27 protein-coding genes are annotated in these 23,691 nt (G+C 33.3%); 26 read left to right on the forward strand and 1 reads right to left on the reverse strand.

The genetic code is table 11. The features are described 5' to 3' along the window. The 23 genes from IPM14_05175 to IPM14_05285 all read left to right on the forward strand — a co-directional run bounded on the left by IPM14_05175 (position 1) and on the right by IPM14_05285 (position 20,880). Positions 1-1,305: an Hsp70 family protein gene (locus tag IPM14_05175; protein MBK9097515.1), complete on the forward strand. Its 1,305-nt coding sequence runs from the start codon at positions 1-3 to the stop codon at positions 1,303-1,305. Positions 1,306-1,346: 41 nt separating this feature from the next. Continuing rightward, on the forward strand, positions 1,347-2,429 hold the full coding sequence (locus tag IPM14_05180; GenBank protein ID MBK9097516.1) for a hypothetical protein: 1,083 nt from the start codon (positions 1,347-1,349) through the stop codon (positions 2,427-2,429). Positions 2,430-2,433: 4 nt separating this feature from the next. Next, entirely contained in the window at positions 2,434-3,627 is a 1,194-nt protein-coding gene (locus IPM14_05185; protein ID MBK9097517.1) for a hypothetical protein, read from the forward strand. 11 nt (positions 3,628-3,638) lie between these two features. After that, positions 3,639-4,808, forward strand: coding sequence for a hypothetical protein (locus tag IPM14_05190; protein ID MBK9097518.1), 1,170 nt, complete (start codon positions 3,639-3,641; stop codon positions 4,806-4,808). 169 nt (positions 4,809-4,977) lie between these two features. Beyond that, on the forward strand, positions 4,978-5,373 hold the full coding sequence (locus tag IPM14_05195; GenBank protein ID MBK9097519.1) for a hypothetical protein: 396 nt from the start codon (positions 4,978-4,980) through the stop codon (positions 5,371-5,373). Positions 5,374-5,647: 274 nt separating this feature from the next. Continuing rightward, the gene (locus tag IPM14_05200) at positions 5,648-5,893 is read left to right on the forward strand and encodes a hypothetical protein (protein MBK9097520.1); all 246 of its coding nucleotides are present in this window, start codon (positions 5,648-5,650) and stop codon (positions 5,891-5,893) included. Positions 5,894-5,979: 86 nt separating this feature from the next. Continuing rightward, a complete protein-coding gene (locus IPM14_05205; GenBank protein ID MBK9097521.1) occupies positions 5,980-7,533 on the forward strand; it encodes a hypothetical protein in 1,554 nt (517 codons plus the stop codon). A gap of 134 nt (positions 7,534-7,667) precedes the next feature. Further along, positions 7,668-8,486 carry a hypothetical protein gene (locus tag IPM14_05210; GenBank protein ID MBK9097522.1) on the forward strand — a complete coding sequence of 273 codons (819 nt, stop codon included), beginning with the start codon at positions 7,668-7,670 and terminating at the stop codon, positions 8,484-8,486. Positions 8,487-8,549: 63 nt separating this feature from the next. Beyond that, positions 8,550-8,843: a hypothetical protein gene (locus IPM14_05215; protein MBK9097523.1), complete on the forward strand. Its 294-nt coding sequence runs from the start codon at positions 8,550-8,552 to the stop codon at positions 8,841-8,843. A gap of 40 nt (positions 8,844-8,883) precedes the next feature. Then, a complete protein-coding gene (locus IPM14_05220) occupies positions 8,884-9,108 on the forward strand; it encodes a hypothetical protein (protein ID MBK9097524.1) in 225 nt (74 codons plus the stop codon). A 125-nt stretch (positions 9,109-9,233) separates the two neighbouring features. Beyond that, complete coding sequence (locus tag IPM14_05225) at positions 9,234-9,509, forward strand: hypothetical protein (protein MBK9097525.1); 276 nt, start codon at positions 9,234-9,236, stop codon at positions 9,507-9,509. Between the two features lie 11 nt (positions 9,510-9,520). Further along, positions 9,521-9,844, forward strand: a complete 324-nt coding sequence (locus tag IPM14_05230; GenBank protein ID MBK9097526.1) for a hypothetical protein — start codon at positions 9,521-9,523, stop codon at positions 9,842-9,844. Between the two features lies 1 nt (position 9,845). After that, the gene (locus IPM14_05235) at positions 9,846-10,931 is read left to right on the forward strand and encodes a tyrosine-type recombinase/integrase (protein MBK9097527.1); all 1,086 of its coding nucleotides are present in this window, start codon (positions 9,846-9,848) and stop codon (positions 10,929-10,931) included. A gap of 434 nt (positions 10,932-11,365) precedes the next feature. Then, entirely contained in the window at positions 11,366-11,602 is a 237-nt protein-coding gene (locus IPM14_05240; GenBank protein MBK9097528.1) for a hypothetical protein, read from the forward strand. After that, positions 11,599-12,846: a tyrosine-type recombinase/integrase gene (locus tag IPM14_05245; protein ID MBK9097529.1), complete on the forward strand. Its 1,248-nt coding sequence runs from the start codon at positions 11,599-11,601 to the stop codon at positions 12,844-12,846. The genes IPM14_05240 and IPM14_05245 overlap by 4 nt, the downstream gene beginning before the upstream one ends. Before the next feature lie 308 nt (positions 12,847-13,154). Continuing rightward, entirely contained in the window at positions 13,155-14,012 is an 858-nt protein-coding gene (locus IPM14_05250; GenBank protein MBK9097530.1) for a hypothetical protein, read from the forward strand. A 689-nt stretch (positions 14,013-14,701) separates the two neighbouring features. Continuing rightward, positions 14,702-14,986, forward strand: coding sequence for a helix-turn-helix domain-containing protein (locus tag IPM14_05255; protein MBK9097531.1), 285 nt, complete (start codon positions 14,702-14,704; stop codon positions 14,984-14,986). Then, entirely contained in the window at positions 14,983-16,404 is a 1,422-nt protein-coding gene (locus tag IPM14_05260; GenBank protein ID MBK9097532.1) for a hypothetical protein, read from the forward strand. Before IPM14_05255 ends, IPM14_05260 begins: the two co-directional genes overlap by 4 nt. 77 nt (positions 16,405-16,481) lie before the next feature. Continuing rightward, positions 16,482-16,763 carry a hypothetical protein gene (locus IPM14_05265; protein ID MBK9097533.1) on the forward strand — a complete coding sequence of 94 codons (282 nt, stop codon included), beginning with the start codon at positions 16,482-16,484 and terminating at the stop codon, positions 16,761-16,763. Then, positions 16,753-16,968: a hypothetical protein gene (locus IPM14_05270; GenBank protein ID MBK9097534.1), complete on the forward strand. Its 216-nt coding sequence runs from the start codon at positions 16,753-16,755 to the stop codon at positions 16,966-16,968. Before IPM14_05265 ends, IPM14_05270 begins: the two co-directional genes overlap by 11 nt. Before the next feature lie 341 nt (positions 16,969-17,309). Beyond that, complete coding sequence (locus tag IPM14_05275) at positions 17,310-17,615, forward strand: hypothetical protein (GenBank protein ID MBK9097535.1); 306 nt, start codon at positions 17,310-17,312, stop codon at positions 17,613-17,615. Position 17,616: 1 nt separating this feature from the next. Further along, positions 17,617-19,383, forward strand: a complete 1,767-nt coding sequence (locus IPM14_05280; protein ID MBK9097536.1) for an SAM-dependent DNA methyltransferase — start codon at positions 17,617-17,619, stop codon at positions 19,381-19,383. Between the two features lie 6 nt (positions 19,384-19,389). Continuing rightward, positions 19,390-20,880, forward strand: a complete 1,491-nt coding sequence (locus IPM14_05285; protein ID MBK9097537.1) for a hypothetical protein — start codon at positions 19,390-19,392, stop codon at positions 20,878-20,880. A 191-nt stretch (positions 20,881-21,071) separates the two neighbouring features. Here IPM14_05285 and IPM14_05290 read toward each other — a convergent pair whose 3' ends face one another. Then, the gene (locus tag IPM14_05290) at positions 21,072-21,233 is read right to left on the reverse strand and encodes a hypothetical protein (GenBank protein MBK9097538.1); all 162 of its coding nucleotides are present in this window, start codon (positions 21,231-21,233) and stop codon (positions 21,072-21,074) included. A gap of 317 nt (positions 21,234-21,550) precedes the next feature. Between IPM14_05290 and IPM14_05295 the strand changes: the two genes are divergently transcribed. The 3 genes from IPM14_05295 (at position 21,551) to IPM14_05305 (ending at position 23,691) form a co-directional block, all read left to right on the forward strand. Continuing rightward, positions 21,551-22,519, forward strand: coding sequence for a restriction endonuclease subunit S (locus tag IPM14_05295; GenBank protein MBK9097539.1), 969 nt, complete (start codon positions 21,551-21,553; stop codon positions 22,517-22,519). A gap of 102 nt (positions 22,520-22,621) precedes the next feature. Further along, positions 22,622-23,296 carry a DUF433 domain-containing protein gene (locus tag IPM14_05300; protein ID MBK9097540.1) on the forward strand — a complete coding sequence of 225 codons (675 nt, stop codon included), beginning with the start codon at positions 22,622-22,624 and terminating at the stop codon, positions 23,294-23,296. Next, positions 23,296-23,691 carry a hypothetical protein gene (locus tag IPM14_05305; GenBank protein MBK9097541.1) on the forward strand — a complete coding sequence of 132 codons (396 nt, stop codon included), beginning with the start codon at positions 23,296-23,298 and terminating at the stop codon, positions 23,689-23,691. Before IPM14_05300 ends, IPM14_05305 begins: the two co-directional genes overlap by 1 nt.

Here is a 23,691-nt window from a genome sequence, read left to right on the forward strand (position 1 = left end):
ATGGCTACAGAAACTACTTTAAATAATTTTATCCCAGCCTTATCCAATACATCAATGGTCAGGGATAAATTAAAAAATACAACTTTTATTGGAATTGATTTTGGGACCTCAACAACTGTTGCCAGCTACGCCGTGCTTGGCGATAATAAAACACCCATTCGAACTGAAACAATTCCTATTGAACAAATAATGCACGATGGAAGACATTTTGAATCTCATCTTGTACCATCAATTATTGCCTGGTATAAAGACAAATTACTAATTGGTGAAGGAGCTAGGTTTGTTAAATATGGAATGACACCCAATAAAAATGTTTGGTCTTCATTCAAGATGAAACTTGGAATTAACCTGGGTCCGATGTATTATAACACTGATTTACCCTCCAATCACCCAATTGCAACAATTGAGAATCCTTCACAGGCAGCAACAGTTTTTTTCAAGTTTATTAAGCAGGGGGTAGAAAAATTTGTAAAGAAGAAAAAACTACCCGGGCACATTGAGTATTCTATTAGCATTCCTGCATCATTTGAATCCAATCAGCGCGCAGACTTACTAAAAGCATTGAAAGATGCTGGAATTGAATTATCAACATATTGTTTCATCGATGAGCCTAATGCTGCTTTTTTAAGCTACCTTGCTGAATCAAATCAGAATAATCTTGGCAGTTTTCAAATTGCTGAAAACTCTCCTATCCATATTTTAGTTTTTGATTTCGGTGCAGGTACTTGTGATCTTTCATTACTTGAAATCGGCAGAACGCATAAGAGTTTCTACTCAAAAAACATAGCTATTTCACGCTATGAAGAAATGGGTGGTGATGATATTGATTATCTTATTGCAAAAAATCTTTTACTTAATCGGTTACTTGAGGAAAGCAATTTACAGTTAGATGATTTGAGCACCGCTGATTTAAATAAAAGAATTATCCCTAAGCTTCTTAAACCTGCTGAAGATCTAAAAATTAAAGTCAGTAAAACTATCGCAAATCAAATCATTGGTTACGAATTACCACCAATAGCTAAGAGTGAAACTGAAGTTAAGCTTGGATATGATGTAGAAATTGCTTTGCCAAGACAGACTCTAATATTATCAAAGCCATCAATTATGTATCAGGATTTTTATCAAATTAATGATTTATTATTTGATGGCTATAGTGAAGAATTATCAGAAGGCTTAAAAGAAGGAAAGTGCGTAAACAGTTTATTGGATGATATATTGTCAAAATCAAACTTACCTGCTTCAGATATTGACATGGTTCTTTTAATTGGTGGTAGTTCTGCTAATCCATATTTACAAAAAAATTAAGAAACTATTTTGAAGATGTTGAGATTGAAATTCCAAGAGATTTGCGATCCCATGTTTCAGTTGGTGCAGCACTAAACTCATTTTTGGTTCATGGTTTATCTGTTAATCTAATCAATCCGATTACAAGTGAGCCAATTATGATTCTAACTAAGAACGATGAAACGATAACTTTATTTAAAGCGGGCAAAAATATACCGACTGAAATGTTTGAGGTTGATAATCTCTTGACACAGATTGAAAACCAAAAACTGCTTGAGATTCCGATATGTGTTTCGGATCGAACTAAATTGCTCTCTGTCATCCGAGTTGATTTGTCTCAGCATTTCCCAATTAAAAAGGATTCATATATAAAATTGAGATATGGGATCGATGAAAACAAATTGCTCAAGATTAGTGTTAGTATTAATGGTGCTGAACTTAAAACTGAATATGTTAATCCATTTGCAAATTCTGCTTTAAGCAATGCTGAAAGAATTATATTAGCTGCTGAAAAGAAAGTAAATGAAAGTGCTTATTATAATAATGGTAATCCAGAAATTGGCACGTTATACGAATTGTTTGAAGCTTATAAGCAAGCAAAAGAATATCAGAAAGCAGCGGAAATATTGGAAATAATAAATTCTAAAAGCCCTGACAATAATATGCCTACTAATATCTGCTATTATTATTCTATGGCTAGTAATAAAAAGAAGTCTTTAGAATGGGCTCAACGGGCATACGATCAAATTAGATCTGCTACAAATTCCTTTAACCTTGCACTAAAATTTGAAGCAGCTGGTAATTATCAGAAGTATGAAGATCTGATGGAAGAATGTTTAGCCAATGATAAGGATGCAAATTATGCCTCTATACAGTATGGCACATATTTAAGCGATAAAGATCCAGATCGTTCTGAAGAATTAGTTAAAAAAGGTTTTAACGCATACTCCAAACTTTACAGGGATGGGACTCTGGAGGTGAGTGATTTTCATAGATTGATTACAGCTGCAAAACATTTGGGTAAAAACGATTTTGCAGACGAAGTTTCAACTAAACACAAGAAATTATTAGAATCAGAAAAATGGTACTCAGATGATAATTTGCTTATCAAAAAAGAATTTCAACAATTAAAAAGCAAGGAGTAACCTCATGGAGTGGATGATAAACATAAACAAATTGATTCCTGAACAAAGGTATTTCTTTGAAAATGAGTTTGATGCCACTAATGGAGATAGGAATAATCATTGGATACAAGGACCAGTAGGATCAGGGAAGACAGTTGTACTTGTTCATACTATAAACAAGATATTTGAAAGTAACCCAAGAATAAAAGCTTGCATTGTTGTTTTTACATATGCGCTTATTGACATGTTACGCACTGGATTATCTGAAGCAATAAAATCACGAATTCCTATATTTACTTATCCAGAATTTAGTAGAACAACTGATAATTACGATATCATCTTTGTAGATGAGGTACAGGATATTAGAGCTGACGTGCTTTCGCATTTAAGAAATTATTCAAATCAGCTCATAGTTGCTGGTGACTCAGTCCAATCAATTTATGATGATGGTTGTCCACCTTATCAAATATCTCAATTGACAAATACGAAACCATATCAGTTAAGAACGGTTCATAGACTAACAAATAAAATCATACAGATTGCATCTAACTTTTTGGATGACCCGGATTTACTTTTAAGTGCACCGAGAGGTAGATTGGCTAATGTGGATGTAGTCAAATATGTTTCTGAAAATATTTCGGAAGAAGTTAGGTTTGTTTATTCTAAGGCAAAAGAATTTGCTGAGCAAGGTTATAGTACCGCTATATTATTACCCAAGCATACTGAGATAACAAAGTTTCTTGATGAGGTTTGTGCAATAGAAGAAATTGACTACTATGATTGGCCAGCCCCACATAGAGGAAGAAATGCGAGCCAGGAGTACGAAGGATTTAACAGTTATGTATCTTCAATGGGTTTCCCAATACAATATTTAGGCAATAGTTTTGGTTCACTTCAAAGAGCCTATGATGAAAATTTAATAAACGTAATGACTTACCATAGTTCGAAAGGATTAGATTTTCAAGCTGTCTTTTTACCCTTCCTTTCTGATTCGCTTGAGATATGGAGAAACGATCCATTACGAGAAAAGACTTTGTTTTTTGTTGCATTAACTCGGAGTAGACAAAATCTATTTTTATCCTATAGTGATGATCCACACCACTTGATGTTGAGGATTCCAGCAGAATTGTTGATGTTAGAAGGTACTGACAATGATTTTGGTTCAGGAGACGACTCTGAAGATGATTTCTTATACAATAAAGACGATCTACCTTTTTAAAGGAAATATAAATGAATAATAAAAGATATCTGCTAATAATATACCTTAATGAATTAAACCTTTGGTTAAAGACTGGTATAAAGAAAGTAACAAAAAGTAAGTTGGTTAGTGCAACATTATCGAAGAAAGGAATTTATTCATCAATTAATAAAGTAGGCGAAAAGTTAATTAAAAACCTGCCAGATTATGATGATGATTTTGAAATTCTCATTGTAGAAATACCAGTAGAAAGACTTTCGAAACTGAAAAAAAAGAGCACAGAGTACATGTTGCCTTTTGAATGGATAAGTAAAGTATATCCTATAACCAGTCGTGGGAAAAAATTATTGAATGGAAAGCTAGATGATAGAATTATTGTTCAGGAACCAATATTCGAAAATCAATTCTTACCTATAGCTAAGGAAAGAGAAAAAGAGTTGGGTCGAAGAGGAGCTGAATCGATACTAAAAATATTTGAACTAGATGGATATATAACACAGTTCAATCCAAAATCTGATTTAGTTGACGAAGCACTACGATTAAGAGAAAGTAATTCAGAAAAAATTTCCGCTGAAAGACAATTTATGACAAATCTTGTTTTATATGATAGAAACAAACCATTCCCCAACAATGATCTTGGATACTTTTATGATATTGGTACCTTACTCAAGGTATATGAAAATAATGATGAATCCAAAAGAAAAAATCTGCGTGAGTTTGCTGATACTTTGGAAAGATTCAAAACTAGCTCAGAGTACAGAAAACTCGAAAGTATGATTCTGGAGTTGCATAATGCTTCAATGATTGTGAACCTTGAAAAAATAATAAATGAGAATGTACTCGTCTCCTCACTTATTTATCTTTATTTAAGAAATAATATCCGCGAAGGTAATGATCTTGAAAAAAGTGGTCTAATTGAAATATATAATAATGAGTTTCTTTCTTTAAATTTTGAAGAAGAGCTTGCGCTGGCATTTTGGTTAGTTGGATATTTTTTTGGATTTGAAATGGTTGCTGATCTGTATTACAAAAAAATAAAACCTGAAACTCTGAATTTTCAATCGAGTTTTCCGGAATTGAAAAAGAAAATAATACTTAATGAGGCTAAACCAAGCTCGCAGGAAAATGAAGTTAAGGAACAGACTCAACAAGCAATAAAGTCTGAATCAAAAGTGAAAAAAACAAGAATAAAAAAAATCTGAATGAGCAAGCAGATGAATTTGATTTTAATAATAGTGATAATGGAAATTAAAGGTCTGATTGACCTATCCATTCGAGTGTAAATTGTCAAACATATAATGAATAATATTTTAAAGTGGTTTATAGATGAATACTAAAAATTATCAACTAAACTTGGAGACAAATTTTTAATTGGCAGAAATAGCAAGGAATAGTACCGGACTCTCAGGAGAGTATTTTGTTGCAGGAGAATTATTGCGAAGAGGATTTAATGTAGCCATTACTATGGGTAACGCAAAAGCAATTGATCTCATTGCTGAGAAGAATGGCAAGACATTTCCGATACAAGTAAAGTCAATCTATAAAAAGAAAAATGTAGGGTGGCCTATTCTGAAATCAAAAATAAAACAGAAACATTTCTATGTATTTGTGAATCTGAATGGAGATAAGTTAACTCATCCCGAATTTTTCATTTGTACATCTACCGAAGCCAAGAGAAAAATTAAAGAATATTCAACTCGCGGAATTCTAAATATGTATTTTATTAACAATGATAATTACAAGGGTAGGTGGGATAAGATAAAGTAATTTTAGTAAAAACTTCATTTTTTGAAGAAATTTAAGGTTTTTCTTAATTTAAGCTCATATTTAGATAATATTTTAGTAAAAATTTAGAGTAAATAGTCAATTTCGGAGCAATTCCTTAAGTGAAAGTTAAATTTCGGAGAAAAACTTGAAGTGGAAGATGATTATCGGAAGCAAAGCCGAAATGAAAATATTTTTTAACCAAGAAAATTGAAGTGAAAGCCCAATTTTGTGAAGATTATATAAATAAGATTAATTATAAAAACTCATATAATCAATGATTCTACTAATTGATATATCAACACTCTTATATGAGACTCTCTCTCTATTGAAGAAGGAAGATGAGTACACGCTCCCAGATAAGTGTGGTAAAATTTTTCAAGCACTTGACATTATTGATACAGATTTATTAAACCGGATATCGAACATTTTTATTCTTAATCTCGATGGAACACTATTAAGTAATGATGATTTAAACAATTTTAACCTTAATAATGCGACATTCAACAAAAGAAAAAAATAATTAAAGAAATAAAAATCTTCAATTGCACAATATTTGGATTAACGGCAAATCAAATTGATTTAGAGAATTTATGGGGTGAAGATTTTATGCAGACGTGGGGAGAGAAGTTTATACAAAGCCTGAATATGAAGGAAGTTGTTGTGTTAAGCGAGTACGTTACGCCACTTATAACAAAGTTGCTCCCACATATTAAAAATTTTAGTGTCTACAGGGAACAATTTTTTAACAATAGTGAAAAAAAATATAAGAATGAGATCTTCACAGGTGATATCAGATACATTAATTTCTTAGAGGATTATTTTTCTAATGATTTTAATGCAAAGCGGAGTTTTTTTCCAGTTTCAGTTGATAGCACATATGTTAGTTTGTTCCTACATTTAGCAGCTGTCGAATATGATAATGCTTCACATCTAGGATTCTTTAAATCTTTTGAGCAGTGTCTATCCAGACCAATGAAACTTCAAATAATCGGAGATGATAAATTTTTAATAGATAAGTTTTTAAAGGCACTCCAAAGCGAATGGGGAAATTTTTATTTATTAGATTGTTCAAACGGTTACATAAAGCCTGAAGATGGAAAGATCGGCTTGATATTTAAAAATGTGCAACTCTTAAATCATTCTCAACTTTCCCAACTAGTTTCTGATATTCTTACTACTGAGTATAATGAAAAGTCTGCTTTTCTGGTTACTCAGACGGATGTTGATGTCCCCGTATTTCATCCTGTTTACGTTCCAAGTTCTAAAGATTTAAAAAAATTATTTCCGGTCATTTTCTATACTATTATCTTAGAAAAGAATATGGTTTTAGGTATCCAGGTTGAAGAGTTTAAGGAAGTATACTCACGATTGGTTAGTGGGGGGCTACTAAAGAATTTTTTCGAGCCCATAAATTCGGTTACCGAGTTAGAAAGTATACTAGTTGGGATTTTAAAGAACAATAAAATTCAAAAGAATCTTGTAGACCGAGATTTTTGGTATGATCTAATTACAAGTAGTGATAACTTAAGATGGGCAGAAAACACGAACCAATATGAAAAGCAGCAAAAAGGTCTATATATTTTAAGACGAGAGAAAAATGGTAAGTACCAAGTTATTTTTAATGGGAAGGAATTACATTTTGAAAAGAAGAATCTAGATGGTTTTTTGTATTTAGGTGATCTCTACGAGCATCCAAATCAAGTAAGAACTGGTACAGAACTCTTTCAACTTAAGATTGGTGTAAATCATAGTGACCGGAAGGACCGTGTTAATCTGACAGATAAACAAACTATAGTTCAAACGTTAATAGAAATTGAGGCGTTGAAAAAAAACAAGCAAGAACAGATTGATTCTGGTAATGGATTTGAGGCAACAGTGATTCAAGATGAAATTAATAAAAGGTACAAGTACATAAATAATTCTACTAAATTTGATAAGAACAACCCTCAGAAGATTGGGGAACCAAAGACAACTGCATCTCGATCAGATAATGAATGGCGTAACGTGAAAGGGGCTATAGATAGATTGAAATCTGAAATATCTGGAATTGATGCTGAATTCCTTAGACATTTTAACAGAACAATCATTGAAGATTCTCAAACTAAAAGTTATAGATATGTGCCTGAACCAAAAATAGTCTGGAAAATATCCTCTCAATAAGATTTAAATAATTACTCCCCCCCCCTTAAAGATCTAAAATTTTCTCTAAATCGACCTTTTGTTTGACATGTCAGGCTGACATATCATATATGTAGCTATTTCTTGCATAAGCAATATATAAAGGAGAAAAGCTTATGCAAAATGTAAGAAAGGATGCTCCATCCTTAAAGGAGAAATCGGCTTTGGAAAAAGCCACGGGACAAAGTCCCCAGCCGGAATCTAAAAAGGATTCTGAACCCCATATCCAGCCTCTAGATAATGATACTACTGTTGCTGCACTATTTCAAGCAGGACAAGCAATATCATCGGAGATAGATATCCCGTCTGCAATCAAGAGTGTTAATAAGGACCTACGGGAACTTAATATGAAAGAAAAACCTCTTGCAGGAAGATTGGATGAAATTAATTCACTGCTTAAACCAGAATCTAGAGAGCTTAAAAAAATTCAGGGATTAGGTAAACAAAATTCTCCTACCGTAACCGAAAGAAAAAACTTACGAGTAGAGAGAAAGAAGATAGAAAGACAACTATTCTTGATTCGTGAAGAAAAAGCCAAGCAAGGGAAACGGTTGTCTGACCTTACAGGATCCGCGATAAGAAAAGAGAGTAAAGGTCTCCTTTATGATAAAGCAAACGCGGACAACTACCTCAAACGCAATAAGCATTTAATCAAGGCAAAAATGCTTAAAGCTATAAATACCTTCCGACAAACTTCAGGCGCAGAAGAGATTTCATACATACGGAGATTAGCGAGAGCTACTGATCCTGACGGTTTAAAATTATTCAAGCAGGAGTTTGGTGCTATACTAGAAGCTATAGATGTCGAAACATACATACTCTGTAGCGGTCTTTTGAGCGACGTTCTTTATTCAGCTTCAAGGTTAACTTTTCTATCAAAAAGTGCCTCATTTAAAGGTGTTTTTGAGGAATTGGTAATGCCCGAGGAGGAATAAAGTTCAAGTTAACGCCGCCGCAGTTGCGGCGGTTATTTTTCAATTAAATTAAAGGTTAATTAAATGTCAAACAAAAAATTAAATATGAAAACTTTAGATATAAATTATTTTACATATTCAATACAGGACGCTGAGTACTTCCTTTATTTTCTTGCTCAATCACACTCACAAAATCATCTATACATAACCAAAGAAAATATGCGTTTTTATATTCGTGGATACGTGGTGTATGAGGGTAATGATTTGAAGTTTGAACGTTATCAAATTTCTTACCTTGCTGATTATTGTAGCTGTAATAAATATTACCCTGGGGATAATTCAGATAGCATTGAAACTAATTACAGGATGGCTGGTTAACTCCAGCCTTCTTAATAATATTGAAAGAAAGGAAAATTAAATGAGTGAAATAAAAATAAATAAAAAAACAGGTTCGGAATATTTATTAATTGGGAAGCAAAAGTTAAATGCTGATAAAGATGGCGTGTTTGAAATGGATTTAGAAGACATCCAGAATTTTTCAGTTCAAGAGCTTCCGCTTAATCGTAGATGTCGTGTATATAAAAACAGATTTGATACAATAATTCCAAGTTCCCCAACATTGAAGATTGGCCAGACGAAATAATTTTAATACTGGAACGAAAAGACACGAGTTCAATCGAGATATTCTTTAATCAAGAGGGATACAATGACTTATGGAATATTGAATTTACGCCCGCTTACTTTTTTGAATTAAAACATCAGGTTTTGATGTCAGATAGTTCATTAAAGCCTAAAATAATTAGTCATATTATAAACTCAAGTGGTGAAGTTATATTCGATTTTTCAATATCGTTGACTGCCAAAACTATAGGGGAACTATTTGAGCACGCTGAGGAAATCGACTACTCTATAGAGTATCGAATCGCTGAAGTGATTGAAAAAGCAAAGAGCTTTGCACAGATAATATTAGGTGGTGGTCTTCAAATAAAACTGCCTCCAAATGTTTATCCCGGTGTAAAAAAGGATGATAATTCTAAGGTATAAGAATAAAGTAGATGGCAAGATTAATCAACTTCGATAATTACAAACCTACAAATTCAAACTTGAAGGGGATGGTCATATCTCCTTCCACCTCTCATTTAGTCCAAAATGTAAAATCTGAAGTTGATAATCCATACCAATTAACACTCGATGTATTAATCCAAAATCATCCTCAAAAAGTAGTTTTTTCAATTAGTGAAGCAGCGAAGTTATTAGGTGTAGGTAGTGAATTCATTAGACGCAGAGTAAAGAGTGGGAAAATAAATGCTATTTATTTGGGAGATAAACCATTTATAAACATTGTGGAACTTGCACGTATATCAATCGAAGGAGTTTAATATGGCAATTAAGCAAAAACCTAACGGTAATTATCTGGTCAATATTAGAGACCAAACCGGAATACGAATTAAAAGAACTTTCAGAACTAAAAGAGAAGCAGAATTATTTGAAACCTCGATCAAACTTCAGAAATATGAAAATCGCCTGGTAAATAATGGAGTAAAACCAACTAGATATCTTTTTGAACAGGCAGCAGATGACTTTCTTATGACTAAAAGTGATTTGAGAGAAACGAGTATAAAGAAATATTCATTCGTTATTGAGGAAATAAAAAAATTTGCGAAAGCTATAAACATAAATTATATAGATGAATTTCTACCAGATCACGCTACTCTCCTTTATAATGAACTAATAAGAGAGAAAGAAACTATTCGAGGAAAGAAAAAAGTGATGGCAAAGGCTAAGCCTAAAACAGTAAATTTTTTCCTGGCAACTGTTAAGGCACTCTTTCAACAAGAATATATTAAGGGACACATAAAACGTAATCCTTTGCTTCATATTAAAAACTTAAAAGTTGAAAGAAGAAAACCCGAGTTTTATACTCGAGAAGAACTGAGTGCATTTTTCGCACAACCGATGGATGATACTTACCGACTCGCATTTATGGGACTACTTTTTACAGGGATGCGTTTTGGTGAACTTGCAAATATCACCTGGCAGGATGTGGACTTCGAAAGAAAATTAATCTATGTCAGATCCTCCGAAAATTTTAGGACCAAAACCTTCAACTCTGAACGAGCAATACCTATGAATAATATGATGTTTGAGTTATTAAAAAAATATTATCCTCATAGATTATCAGACAATCTTGTTTTTACATCTCCTAAAGGATTTCAACTTCGTGAACGCAGGTTACTTGAGACTTGCAAATCAATCGCAAAGGAAGCTGGTATTACTTCAAATGCTTATCTGCATAAGTTCAGACATACTTATGCAACAATGCTTATCCATAATGGTGTAAAAATCCAGAATATAAAAGAACTACTAGGCCATTGGTCTGTGTCAGAAACTGAACGCTATGCTCATAATAAATCGGATCATTTGCATCAAGATGTATCTCACTTAGATCGGCTATTGCCTCAATAATACACCTCGAAATAATTCTAACTAATGCCATCAAGTTGATGGCATTTTTTATATTTAAAATTAGTTGATACTAGCAAAAGGGCTCCAAAAAGGCTCCACTATAGGGTCTGGGAAGGGGTATTTGAGTGTATCAGGGAGAATAAAAAATGCGAAAACTGCTTAAAATCGCAATTCTCGCATTTGAAAAAAGGGCTGCGGAGAGTCAGGGAACCGAACCTTGTATTTTTTATTCATTTTCGCATTTTTTAATTTTCCGCTAAATTATTCAATTTTAACACTTTTTTCATATCTATTCCTCATTTTTAGTGCATAATAAAACATATTGTTTGTCCACTGTCATTTACATTTGGTGTGAGAATATTGTGAGAAAATCTTGACATTCTGTAAAATATTTTTATCTTTGAAGTAGATATTAAAAACAATTTTAAGAGCATATGAAGTTTGTAAGTATTACACATTTTGCAGTCCTGAAAAAATGCAGTAGAGAAACGGTTTACAATGCTGAAAAGCGTGGTGAGGTAGAAATTGACCGCACTGCTGGAGTGCCAGTAATCCATTTAACAGAAAAAAATATGAATTGGAAGCCAGGACAAAATATGGGTAGACCAAAAAATAAAAGCGTTGATATTATAAAGTCTGAAATCAAGAAAGAAATTGAAGGTAGAGTATGAAAGTGAAATTCTATCCAGAAAGAAAACCATCGAGAACAGGCGAATCGCTTATTTGGTGTTATGTGCGGGAAGCTAAAGACACACTATACTTAAATACTGGGCAAAAGATTAAACCTGAGTTATGGGACAGTAATTTGCAAAGAGGTAATCCACGTATGACCAGAAATAATATCATCAAAGGTGATCTAAAAAGTCTGAATCAATATTTGGATAAGTTCGAAAGCAAGATTTATGACATCGAAAGACTTATAAGAGGTAAGCAACCCGATGCAGGATTTGGAATTGTATCAGATGCTATCAAAAATCAGTTTGATAAAAGAAAGGATGGCTTATTCGATATTTATGATGAGTTCTTAAAAATAAAGCGACAGGAAGTTTCTAAACCGGCTATTCAAAAACTGAATCGTATGAAAACCTTACTGGAAGAATATCAGAAAGTAAATGGTGAACGATTAGATTTTGATAAGATCACCCCACTTTTCTTTTCAAAATTCTATTCTTTCTTGATCGAGAATAAAAAAATGCTGAACAATACTGCGAACAAGAATATTCAGTTCCTTAAAACATTTCTTATCTGGGCAAATAATAATGGTTATAGTGACAACAATAGCTACAAGACATTCAAGGGTAAATCAGAATCTACTGAAGTCATCTACTTAAATGAAGTTGAATTGATGAAACTTTATAATGTCGAACTTGAGGAAGAAAGATTAAGACGAGTAAGAGATATTTTCGTGTTTCAATGCCTTACTGGTGTCAGGTATTCTGATATTAAAAATATATCAAGAGAAGATATTAAGAACTCAACTTGGAATGTAAGAACTCAAAAAACAAGACAGATAATTGAAATACCTCTTAATTCAGAAGCACTTTCAATTTTAGCAAAATACAGTGATTACCCACAACCGCTTCCAGTAATATCACTTCAGAAAATGAATACCTACCTGAAAGAACTGTGTGAGCTTGCAGAAATCAATGAATTGGTTAAGGAAGTTAGATATAAGGGTAATGATCGAATTGAAACTGTTTATAAAAAATATGAACTTATTGGAACACATACTGCTCGAAGAACGTTTGTTACAATCGCTTTGCAAAGGGGAATGAAACCCGAATATATCAGGAAAATTACTGGTCATTCTACAGCACGTATGATGGAGAAATATTTGAAAATTGATTTCAATCATTTGCGAGATGAAATGGATAGGGTATTTGGAAGTAGTCTGAGGCTTGTTAATAATAATTAGACTGATAAAGATGTTGATGACAAAGAAAAATCAAAATAAACATCTGTTGAAAGCTAATTATAAAACAAAGGCTCAGGATACTTATCCAGTATCAGAACAGAAATTAAAAGGAATAAGATGTGAAGTGGTAGTTCCATACAAGATAAAAACGAAAAAGAAGCGAATGCACATTAACTAAAAAGTAATACGAACTTAGCAATAAAATAACCAAATTTATTCATGAAAATTTAGTCCTTCTCTTGTGTCCCTTAAATGGGAGCCCGGATGGTTACTGGGTGCTTACACGAGGAAGGATTTTGTATTTAGTAATGAAAGAAAAAGAGAATTTAATAAGTAAAAGATTGGATTTATTAAGTGGGAAAAGTAAAATAGAATATGAATCCGATATAGTAATTATTGCGACTAATTTACGTGCATTTATTTCATTTAGAATTGATAATTATATGCATCAAATTCCAGACTATAAATTTCTTCCTTTAAAGGAATGGGACGAAAAGAAAGGTTCCCTCTACACCGAAACCAATAAAAGATTTTCGGCTTTCGTTTTGAGGAAGCTTGCGCTAAACGAATTTGCTCCTTTTATGATTTCGGAAAAAGAATATATTGTAAAGGTTTGGGAATTGTTTGAAAATAATGCTGAAGAATTTTATAAAACTCTTGATGAGATTTTGTGCATCCTCGAACCAAAATTTGTTGAAGTTGTTGAGTATAAACCTGATACTAAGACGAAGGAAAATAGAGAAAAGATGATTGAAGAAGAAACAAAAAAGAAAAACGAAAAAATAAATAATGGAGAACTCGCCAAAATATATACCGAATTATGTATTAAGATATATCCTCAGGAAATTAAATTAAAAGATTTAGCAAGAATCAAAGGTAGCAAATCAACATGGTCAAGAAGTTTACGACGCAGAGAATTTTTGTTTGGTGTGGTGAGTTATATTGAAAAAAAATTGACTAATAGCAAAATAGATTCGAATACAGAAGTTCAATTATCAGAGGTTAAGGAAAATATTGTCTCCAGAATAGCCAAACTTGAGAAAAAGAAGAAAAATAAGAGAGGCACTGAAATTTTATCAGATAATATGGATAATGAAGTGGACAAACCTACCTACGAACAAAAAGAGACTACAAACAATTTTATTGATAACATCGAGCTTGATTGAATTTTAATTATTCATTGGTTGAAAAAAGTTTCAGTCAAATCTGAAACTTGTAAGATTATAAATCCTTTCCCTTTATCCAATTTTCAAAATTACCCAATCTTTTTCCAGCTCAATTCTGAAACAATATTCTACTAATAGCGATTAGATGTAAAAGTCCTTTCAAATAGTTGTTAATAAATGAAAAGCCGGTTGTCTAATCGCTAACAAGACTTGCCGGCTTTTCTATTATAAAACAAAATCGGCTCGCACCTTTAGTAGAGGTTGAGCCGAAAATCCTTAAGACGAAAGGATAAATGATAATGGACGAACGCAAACTTAACTCATCAGCTTCTAAGAAGCAACTCAAACTCCGCTATCGGAATCGCAAGTTCAAATACCTGAACAAACTTAACAATCACAGAATCCAGCGAATAAAAAATTACATTTTAACTCGCCTTTACCTACAACAGCTGCGAAGGTTAGCACGATGAAAAATCTTACCCCAATAAAAGCAATTCGCAAACATTGCCTGGAGTGTTCTTCTGGTAATAAAGGTGGAGTGAAGAATTGCATAATTCCAGACTGCCCTTTATACTTTTTCCGTTTAGTAAAAATCCAAATCGCCGGGGAATTGGTAACAAGCACGCAGTTATTAAAAAAAATCGTTAGTTGAGTTCAGTTTTAAGAGTTAAAAACGAAAGATAGAAGTTATGAACAACAACAAAATAATTCTGATTTCACTTTCACATGATGAACTAAGAGAAATTATTCAAGATGCGGTAAAGCAAGAACTGAATCTCAAAAAAGAAAGAGAACTTCTTTCGTTCAAAGAGACTTGTGAGTTCTTAGGATGCTCAGCGAGTGCCCTCTTCAAATGGAAGGCGGAAAACAGACTGCCATATCGGAAGATTGGAAAAAGGGTGATGTTCCACCGGGAAGAGATACTTGCAGCTATGAAAGAAAGTAATTACAAAAAGTTTCAGGAAATAAAATGAAGCCAAAGAATTCGCTGGAACATTTTTTCTTCTTTAACAAAAAAATCTGCTCGGTTGCTCCTTATTGTTCCATATTATTGCTGACAGATATACTTTTTAATCAATTAAACCGATCAACAAGAAATATTGAGATAAGGAAACTTGCACTAAATAATATTCTGTCCAATCTGTTTATAGCGCATTGGCACGGCAGATACATTGTTATATCAAAATCACCAAACACCTACACAAACTACTCTTGGTATGGACTTAAACATTATACCTACAGATCAATTATTGAATGGATTGAAATACTAATAAGCAATGGTTACATAAATCAGGCTATTGGATTCTATGACAACGAAAAAGGGAAGGGGAAAAGGAGCAGAATAAATGCAAGCGAGAAATTGCTCCGAGAATCAAAAGGACTGAAGAATAGTGAAAGAGACAGCTTTTCATCACATCCGTATTCCAAGAATATTATTTTGAAGGAAGAGGGACTATTGAGATACACACCTTCAGGTAAGCTAATAGGGAAGATAAAATTTTTAGACGAATACAATGAATTTATAAGAGATGCCCGAATTTTTTTTCTGTGTGATCCGAATTTTTTTTCTTCCTCTCGTTCTCTTTCATCTCTCGATTCTGTTATCTCTATCTATCATCTCATCGAATTGGAGGCAGGCACGGAAGACCAACACACGGGCTACGCACCGATCAAAGTTCAACCAGGCATACAGCACCCAACCATTATCCCAGAGCACTCAGGTAACCCGTTACTAATAACAGCAGAGACTAACTCATTAAGCTATAAGGAAATAGACGGACAATTATATCGTGTATTTAATGACGGAAAATTTACACGAGGTGGAAGATTTTATGGGAGTTTCTATCAGCAGTTAGATGAGGCAGACAGAGCCAAGATTTTAATAAATGATTCACCGGTTGTCGAAGTGGATTATTCAGGATTTCATCTCAATATGCTCTATCATTTAATTGGAAAACAATTTGATGGAGATCCGTATTCTGCCGTTGATAGACCGGAAGTAAGAGATATTCTAAAAACGTTGTGTTTAATAGTAATCAACACTAAAGATACTACTCAAGCATTGAGGGCGCTCAGGGATGTCATAAGAAAAGATTGGAAGTTGAAGAAACTGAAGCAAAAATATCAACTGGACGAAAAAGATTTGCTAGGAAAATTTGAAAGCGTTCATTCTGAAATATCAAGGTTCTTCTGTAGCAGAGTTGGATTGGAGCTAATGTATTTGGATTCCGAAATAGCAGAAACAATATTGAAACACTTTACCAGGAGGGGAATCCCATGTCTATGCGTTCACGATTCTTTCCTTGTTCCCAGCCAGTATGAAGATGAACTAAAAAATGTAATGAAGACTATATATAAAAAGTATATTGGATTTGAACCCAAGTTAAAATAATAGCCAAGAGAAAAGTGTTAGTAAAGAGAAATTTTCTTAAAAATATTATTAGATTTGGCTTAAAAATATGCGACAAAATGAAAGCTAAAGTAAAGCAACTTATTGAAAATAAAAGAGATGAGCTTACCTATACCGGTAATATTGCGGGAAGAATTGAAAAACCTGTTAAAATAACTAAAGTATCAGATGCAAAGAGACTCCTGTCAAAACTTATTTATAAACTTCAGACAGGTGAAATAACAGGACAGGAAGCCAAGGACTTGACTTATCTTCTAATAAGTTATGTAAATATTGTGAAGGAGATAGAAATTGAAAACCGATTAAAATCACTTGAGGAGAAAATAAGCAATGAGGAGTAACTTAGAGAAACGTTTAGAAAAGCTTGAAAAAGCTATTGTAAAAATACTTAATCCGAATTACGATAAAGGAGAACTAATTGTGGTATTGCCTGATCATGGCGAAACACTTGAACAAAAAATAGCTGAAAGAGAAAGAGAACTTGGACATAGAATAAACAGAAATAAAGTTTTATACGTCTCTATTGAAGGGATTACGAAATTCTGAATCTTGATATAACCACTTGATTTTATTTGTCTCATTCTTTCCAAAATGAATTGTTAGCTTTTCAATTATTAGATGCTGATATGAATTGACCACTTCTCTGTATATTTATTCGGGAACAGCACCAACAGTGAAAGACATAGTAACTACTATAGCTTTGAGCATATCTTTCTAAATCAAATTTTTTCTGGAATTTTATAGAATAAAAGTTTTGTAATACTTATTTTTACAAATAAAATTACAGACACGCTTTGTTACACATCGAACAGAGGCCTTCCAAAACTTAGAGTTGGTATTGAAATAATGATCAACCACATAAATTTTTCATAAATAGGGAGAATACAATGACTTCACCAACAATACTCACGGATAATAAATGGAAACTGGATTTGAGAAAAAGAAAGTATATGGGTTTATTCTTAGTGCCGAGACAAGTATTTGAAGCAACAAATGTTAATGATGGAACAAAAAGACTATTGTCATTCAAATTCAATACAGCAATAAAATTAAGAGGGACTGCTTCAATAACAAGCGGTAGGGAAATATCAATTCCGAAGCATCTACAGCATTACTTTGAGGAAGCTGATTGGTTTGAGTGTGAGATTCTTGATAACACATTATATGAAAAAGTAACTTTGGATATTTATTGATATGAACAACTTCAGAGAAAAAGCGAATTTCATTTGGTCTATTGCAGACCTTTTAAGAGGACATTATAAACAAGCTGATTACGGGAAAGTTATTCTACCTTTTGCTGTATTAAGAAGATTGGATATTGTATTAGAGCCAACCAAGAAACAAGTCCTTGAAGCCTATCAAAAGCATAAACAAAAAAAACCGGAAGTTATAGAACCTATTCTTAATGGAATTGCAAAAGTAAAATTTCATAACCATAGCAAGTTCGATTTTAACGAACTCGCCAAAGACCACGACAATGTTGCGGCAAATCTCCGAAATTACATAAACGGTTTCTCAATCAGTGCCAAAGAAATAATTGATTACTTCAGTTTTGAAGACCAAATTAAAAAACTTGATGAATATGATTTGTTATATCTGGTAATAAAACATTTTGCTAATGCTAAGGATAAATTTGAAGTAAAAGAACCGATGGAAATGGGTTATGTCTTTGAAGAACTAATCAGAAAATTTGCGGAAATATCAAATGAAACGGCAGGAGAACATTTTACTCCACGTGAGGTTATACGCTTAATGGTTAATCTTCTATTTGCTAACGATAAAAACATTTTAAGAAAAGAAGGAATTGTTAAAACTCTCTATGACCCTGCTTGCGGAACAGGAGGAATGCTTTCAGTTGCCGATGAATATCTACACGAATTAAATCCCGGAGCGAGATTAGAATTATTCGGACAAGAAATAAATCCTGAATCATATGCAATCTGCAAATCTGATATGCTGATTAAAGGACAAAATCCTTCCAACATAAAATTTGGAAATAGTTTTAGCCAGGATGGATTACCGGACGAACATTTTGACTATATGCTGAGTAATCCACCTTTCGGTGTAGATTGGAAAAAAGCTCAGAAGTATATCAAAGACGAATATGATAATAAAGGATTCGCAGGAAGATTTGGTGCTGGTCTTCCTTCGATCAGCGATGGTTCTCTTCTGTTTCTACAGCATATGATAAGTAAAATGAAACGAGGTTCTGGTGGAAGCCGAATTGGAATCGTCTTCAATGGATCGCCATTGTTTAGTGGAGGTGCAGGTAGCGGACCAAGTGACATACGTAAATGGATAATTGAAAATGATATGCTCGAAGCGATAATAGCAATGCCAGATCAGTTATTTTACAATACAGGTATATCAACTTACATCTGGATTGTAACGGACAGAAAAAGACCAGAGCGTAAAGGGAAAGTGCAGCTTATAAATGCTACCGGTTCTGAATGGCCAGAGGGAGATAAAAATAATCCTTTTTATATAAAGATGAGCAGGAGCTTAGGAAATAAAAGAAAAGAAATTGGTGATGGCAGAGACGGAAAACCATATCAGATAAAAACCATTACTGAGATTTATGAAGCATTTGAAGATGGAGAATACTCAAAAGTATTTGACAATGATGATTTTGGATATACCAGAATAACCATTGAACGACCCAAGAGAAATGAAAAAGGAGAAATTGAATTAGATAAAAAAGGTAATCAAGTTCCTGATTCAGAATTAAGAGATTATGAAAACGTTCCATTGAAAGAAGAAATAGAAGAATATTTCAAAAGAGAAGTTCTGCCTCATATACCTGATGCCTGGATTGATCACAGTAAGACTAAAGTTGGTTATGAAATCAACTTCACCAAATATTTTTACAAGTATAAACCACTCCGAAGTCTGGACGAAATCAAAAAAGAAATTTTAGCACTTGAAGAAGAAACCAAAGATTCATTAAAAGAATTATTATGATGGAATATGGGAAAGCAGAAAAAAATATTCACGCATAGAGAATTTATGGAAATGGCAGTTACCGAAATGAAAAAATCCATTTCTGAACATTCAGATAAACCAGATCCAAAGGTTGGGGCAATTCTTGTAACTCCAGATGGAAGAGAACTAATTAAAGTAGCACATCGAGGGGAAATTCGATCAGGAGATCATGCTGAATTTAGTTTATTGGACAAGAAATTGCGAACCGAGCCTTTAACGGATTGTATTCTCTATACCACCTTAGAACCATGTGTAGAAAGAAATCCTCCTAAAAGTGCATGCTTCGAAAGAGCAATAAATGCAAGAATTAAAAAAGTTTATATCGGGATTCAGGACCCACACCCTTCAGTCAGAGGCGAAGGAAGAAAAAAATTGCTTGAGCATGATATTGAAGTTGCATTTTTTGACGATGATCTTGCAGCAGAAATCAGAGAATTTAATAAGGACTTTATTGAGTATGCTGAAGCTGAAGCTAAAAGAATACAAGATGGTGAAATTACGGGAAGTGTAGATCCGCTTGATAATGCAATTCAAAATGTTACTCTCGATGATTTTTCAATTGAGGCGCAGGAAGAACTTATAGATCGTGCAGAGCTGGGTTATAAGATAGGTTCACCAGAGTTTAATAAATATTTACTGCAACTGGGGTTAATTAAAACCAATGTTAAAACTAATATTACAAAACCGACTGGACTCGGAATCTTACTTTTAGGCAAAAATCCACAGTTATCCTTTACTCAAGCACGTGTTCAATTTATAATAAATCAAAATGGTATCGAAGAAGCGCCCAAAACTTTTGCCGGTCCCGTTCTTTTACAACCTCAGAAGATTCAGGAATATCTAAATTTGATCTACCCAAAATATATCTCTCGGAAATCCCTACAACGGGAAGAATATTATGATATTCCATTTGAAGTAGTTCGTGAAACAATTAACAATGCAATTACTCATAGAGATTATACTATAGATGGTGCTACTGTAAAAATTTATATTTATGATGATCGTGTAGAGGTATTCAGCCCCGGCAAACCAATTCATCCACTTGAGAAGTTTGTTAATTTTAATGTTCCGCCAGAAAGTAGAAATCCAAAAATAGCCTATTTGTTTAATGAAATTGCTGTAGTGGAAGAGGTTGGTTTAGGAATGAAAGAACTAAAAAAACTTGCTGATGTTAGAACACTGCCAAAACCCTCTTTCAGAATGTTTGAACAATATTTTGTTACCACTATTTATACAAAAGTAAGTGCTCAACCTTCTTCCATTGAAATCCAGGAAAAATTAAAATCTCTTTCAACAAGCGAAAAGCAGGGATATGAATTTATCAGAATTAGAGGCAGTATTACCTCTCCAGAATATATGTCTGCAATGGATGTTTCTGAAAGAACTGCCCGTAATCATCTTAAAAAGATGGTTGATTTAGGCTTATTAAAGGTTGAAGGTGAAGGTAGGGCAACTAAATATGTTCTTATTTCCTAATCCGGCAATAATTCCGGTAATCAGAGCATTTATATTGCCGGAAAGAAAATTTATTGAGCCTTAAAATCCGAATCCGGCAACAATACCGGCAATCTTGCCGGGAAAACTGCCGGAAAGCAAAATAATTATTGTTGATGTTGTAGATAATGAAGTTGATGATAATCTGAAGAAAAGGATGACGGTGACGACGATTATGATGATGATATTGCTGTTGATGTTAGAGAAGAAGTTGCTGACGTTTTTGTTGCTGCTGCTGCGGCGGCGGCAGCAACAGTTGATGGTATGGTTGGAATTATAGTTGGAGTAGCAATTGGTGTTGTAGTTGGAATTATTGGTGTTGCTGCAAGTTGCAAAGTTGAAATAAAAATTTATGAAAGACAGTCAGAAAAAATATTGTATGATCAAATATCCAAAATATAAACCAAGCAATGTCGAATGGATTTCTGATATACCAGAACATTGGGTATTGGATAAAACTAAACGGATATTTTTTGAAAGCAAATCGAGAAATCGAAATTTGGAATATCGAGAAGATGATTTGCTATCTGTTTCGGAGTATTATGGGGTTGCAAAAAGAGCAGAAAAAATTGATAGTAATGATTTATTAAGTAGAGCTGAATCATTATCAGAATATAAGATAGTCGAGGAAGGTGATTTGGTTATAAATATAATGCTCGCTTGGAAAAAAGGATTGGGATCTTCAAATGAGAAGGGTATTGTAAGTCCTTCGTATTGTGTTTATCAATTACGTTCCATCGAACAAGATCATAGGTATTTTCATTATCTATATAGAACCGATTTGTATGCCGAGACTTTTCGACGTTTTTCTCGTGGTATTATTGAATCACGTTTGAGGTTGTATTCGGAGGAGTTTTTTAATACACTTTCTTTACTTCCACCTCCAGAAGAACAAACCGCCATCGCAAATTTCCTTGATGAAAAAACAGCTAAGATTGACTCGCTGATTGAGAAAAAACAAAAACTAATTGATTTACTTAAAGAAGAACGCACTGCAATAATTAACCAGACAGTTACAAAAGGAATAAATCAAAATGTAAAATTAAAACCAAGTGGAATTGATTGGCTTGGGGATATTCCAGAGCATTGGGAAGTGAAGAAGTTGAAGTATGTTGCTGAACTCAAAAGTGGTGAATCAATTACTTCAGATAATATTAGAGAATCAGATGAATTCTCAGTATATGGTGGAAACGGATTGAGAGGTTACACTTCAAGTTACACTCATATTGGAGAATATATTCTTATTGGTCGACAAGGAGCTTTATGCGGAAATATCAATTATGCAAGTGGTAAATTTTTTGCCTCTGAACACGCTGTCGTTGTAACACGGATTAACGATGAAGATATTCTTTGGCTTGGTGAATTATTAAGATCTATGAATCTCAATCAGTATTCAATTTCTGCAGCACAACCCGGTTTATCTGTTGAGAGAATTCAAAACTTATCAATTCCATATCCACCAATTGATGAGCAAAAAGAAATTGGTAATTATATTGACACCGAAACAAAAAGAATTGACTCTTCAATTACGAAAATCGAAAAAGAAATAGAATTATTACAAGAGTATCGCACAGCTTTAATAAGTGAAGTTGTAACAGGGAAAATTGATGTTCGGAATTGACTATACTAATAAGTCAAGAATTATTTATTTTTACATAGCATCAGCTTAATCACCTAAGGATTTTCTGAATCTTTCTTTTTCAAAATTTGAGAGGAGGATGTAATGAAAGCAATATCACACAAAAAAGAACTTGGAAGTGGCATATATACCATTCCTGATATCAGTCGTTTATTAAGAATTAACCGAAGAAAAGTTAACAGATATATCTCTGAATATTGGGATGAGAGACTTGGAAGAAAACTATTCAGTGATACTTATTCCTGGAGCACTGATAAAAGAAACAAAGCGGTAAACTTTTATGTCCTGATTGAATTATTTACTTTCTTTCAATTACAAGAAAAAGGAGTAAACACTAAAACAATTCTTAAGGCAAGAAGCAGTATTTCAAAAGAATTAGGTGTAGAATATCCTTTCGCATCATCACAATTATTAACCGATGGTAAAAGGATTTGGTATGAATTCAAAGATGATCTTGTCAGTGCAGATGGAAGTAGTCAAACTAATTTCGTGAGAATAATAAAAAGTTTTGCTGAGAAGATTGAGTTTAGAGAAGATGATTTAGCAAAAAGGTTCTGGCCTGCGGGTAAAGAAAATAGTATCATTGTTGATCCTCACCATCAATTTGGTCAGCCAATAATAAGGGGAACTAATGTAAACGCAGAAGCATTATTTTCGATGTATCGAAGCGGCGAGCCGATAGAAGCAATTGGAATATTGTATGACCTCTCGCAAAAAGAAGTTAATGACGCAATTGAGTTTTATAGAGTTGCTGCTTAATGGAAATCTTTCTTGACGAAAACCTTTCGGAATATGTAGCCCACGCTCTTAATTTTCTAAACAGGGGATATTTTCGTGATGTGCAAGTCTATTCAACAAAAGAAAAATATAATAAAGGCGCTGCTGATGAAGTTATTATTCCAGGGATAGGAGCATCCGATGGTATTTTAATTACGAGGGATTTTAACATTCATAAAACAAGACTGCAATTTGATTTATGTAAAGAATATAAGCTTGGAGTATTTTTTTTGAAATTACCCAAAGGCCAGGATAAGCATTGGGAGATTGTAAGATTACTAATCAACCACTGGGAAGAAATAATTGATAAATCTGAAAGAGAAAGAAAACCTTTCGCATTCAGAATTCGGGTTCAGGGGAAAATGGAAAAACTATAA

Source organism: bacterium, assembly GCA_016716565.1.
Taxonomy (GTDB): Bacteria; Bacteroidota; Ignavibacteria; order Ignavibacteriales; family Ignavibacteriaceae; genus IGN2.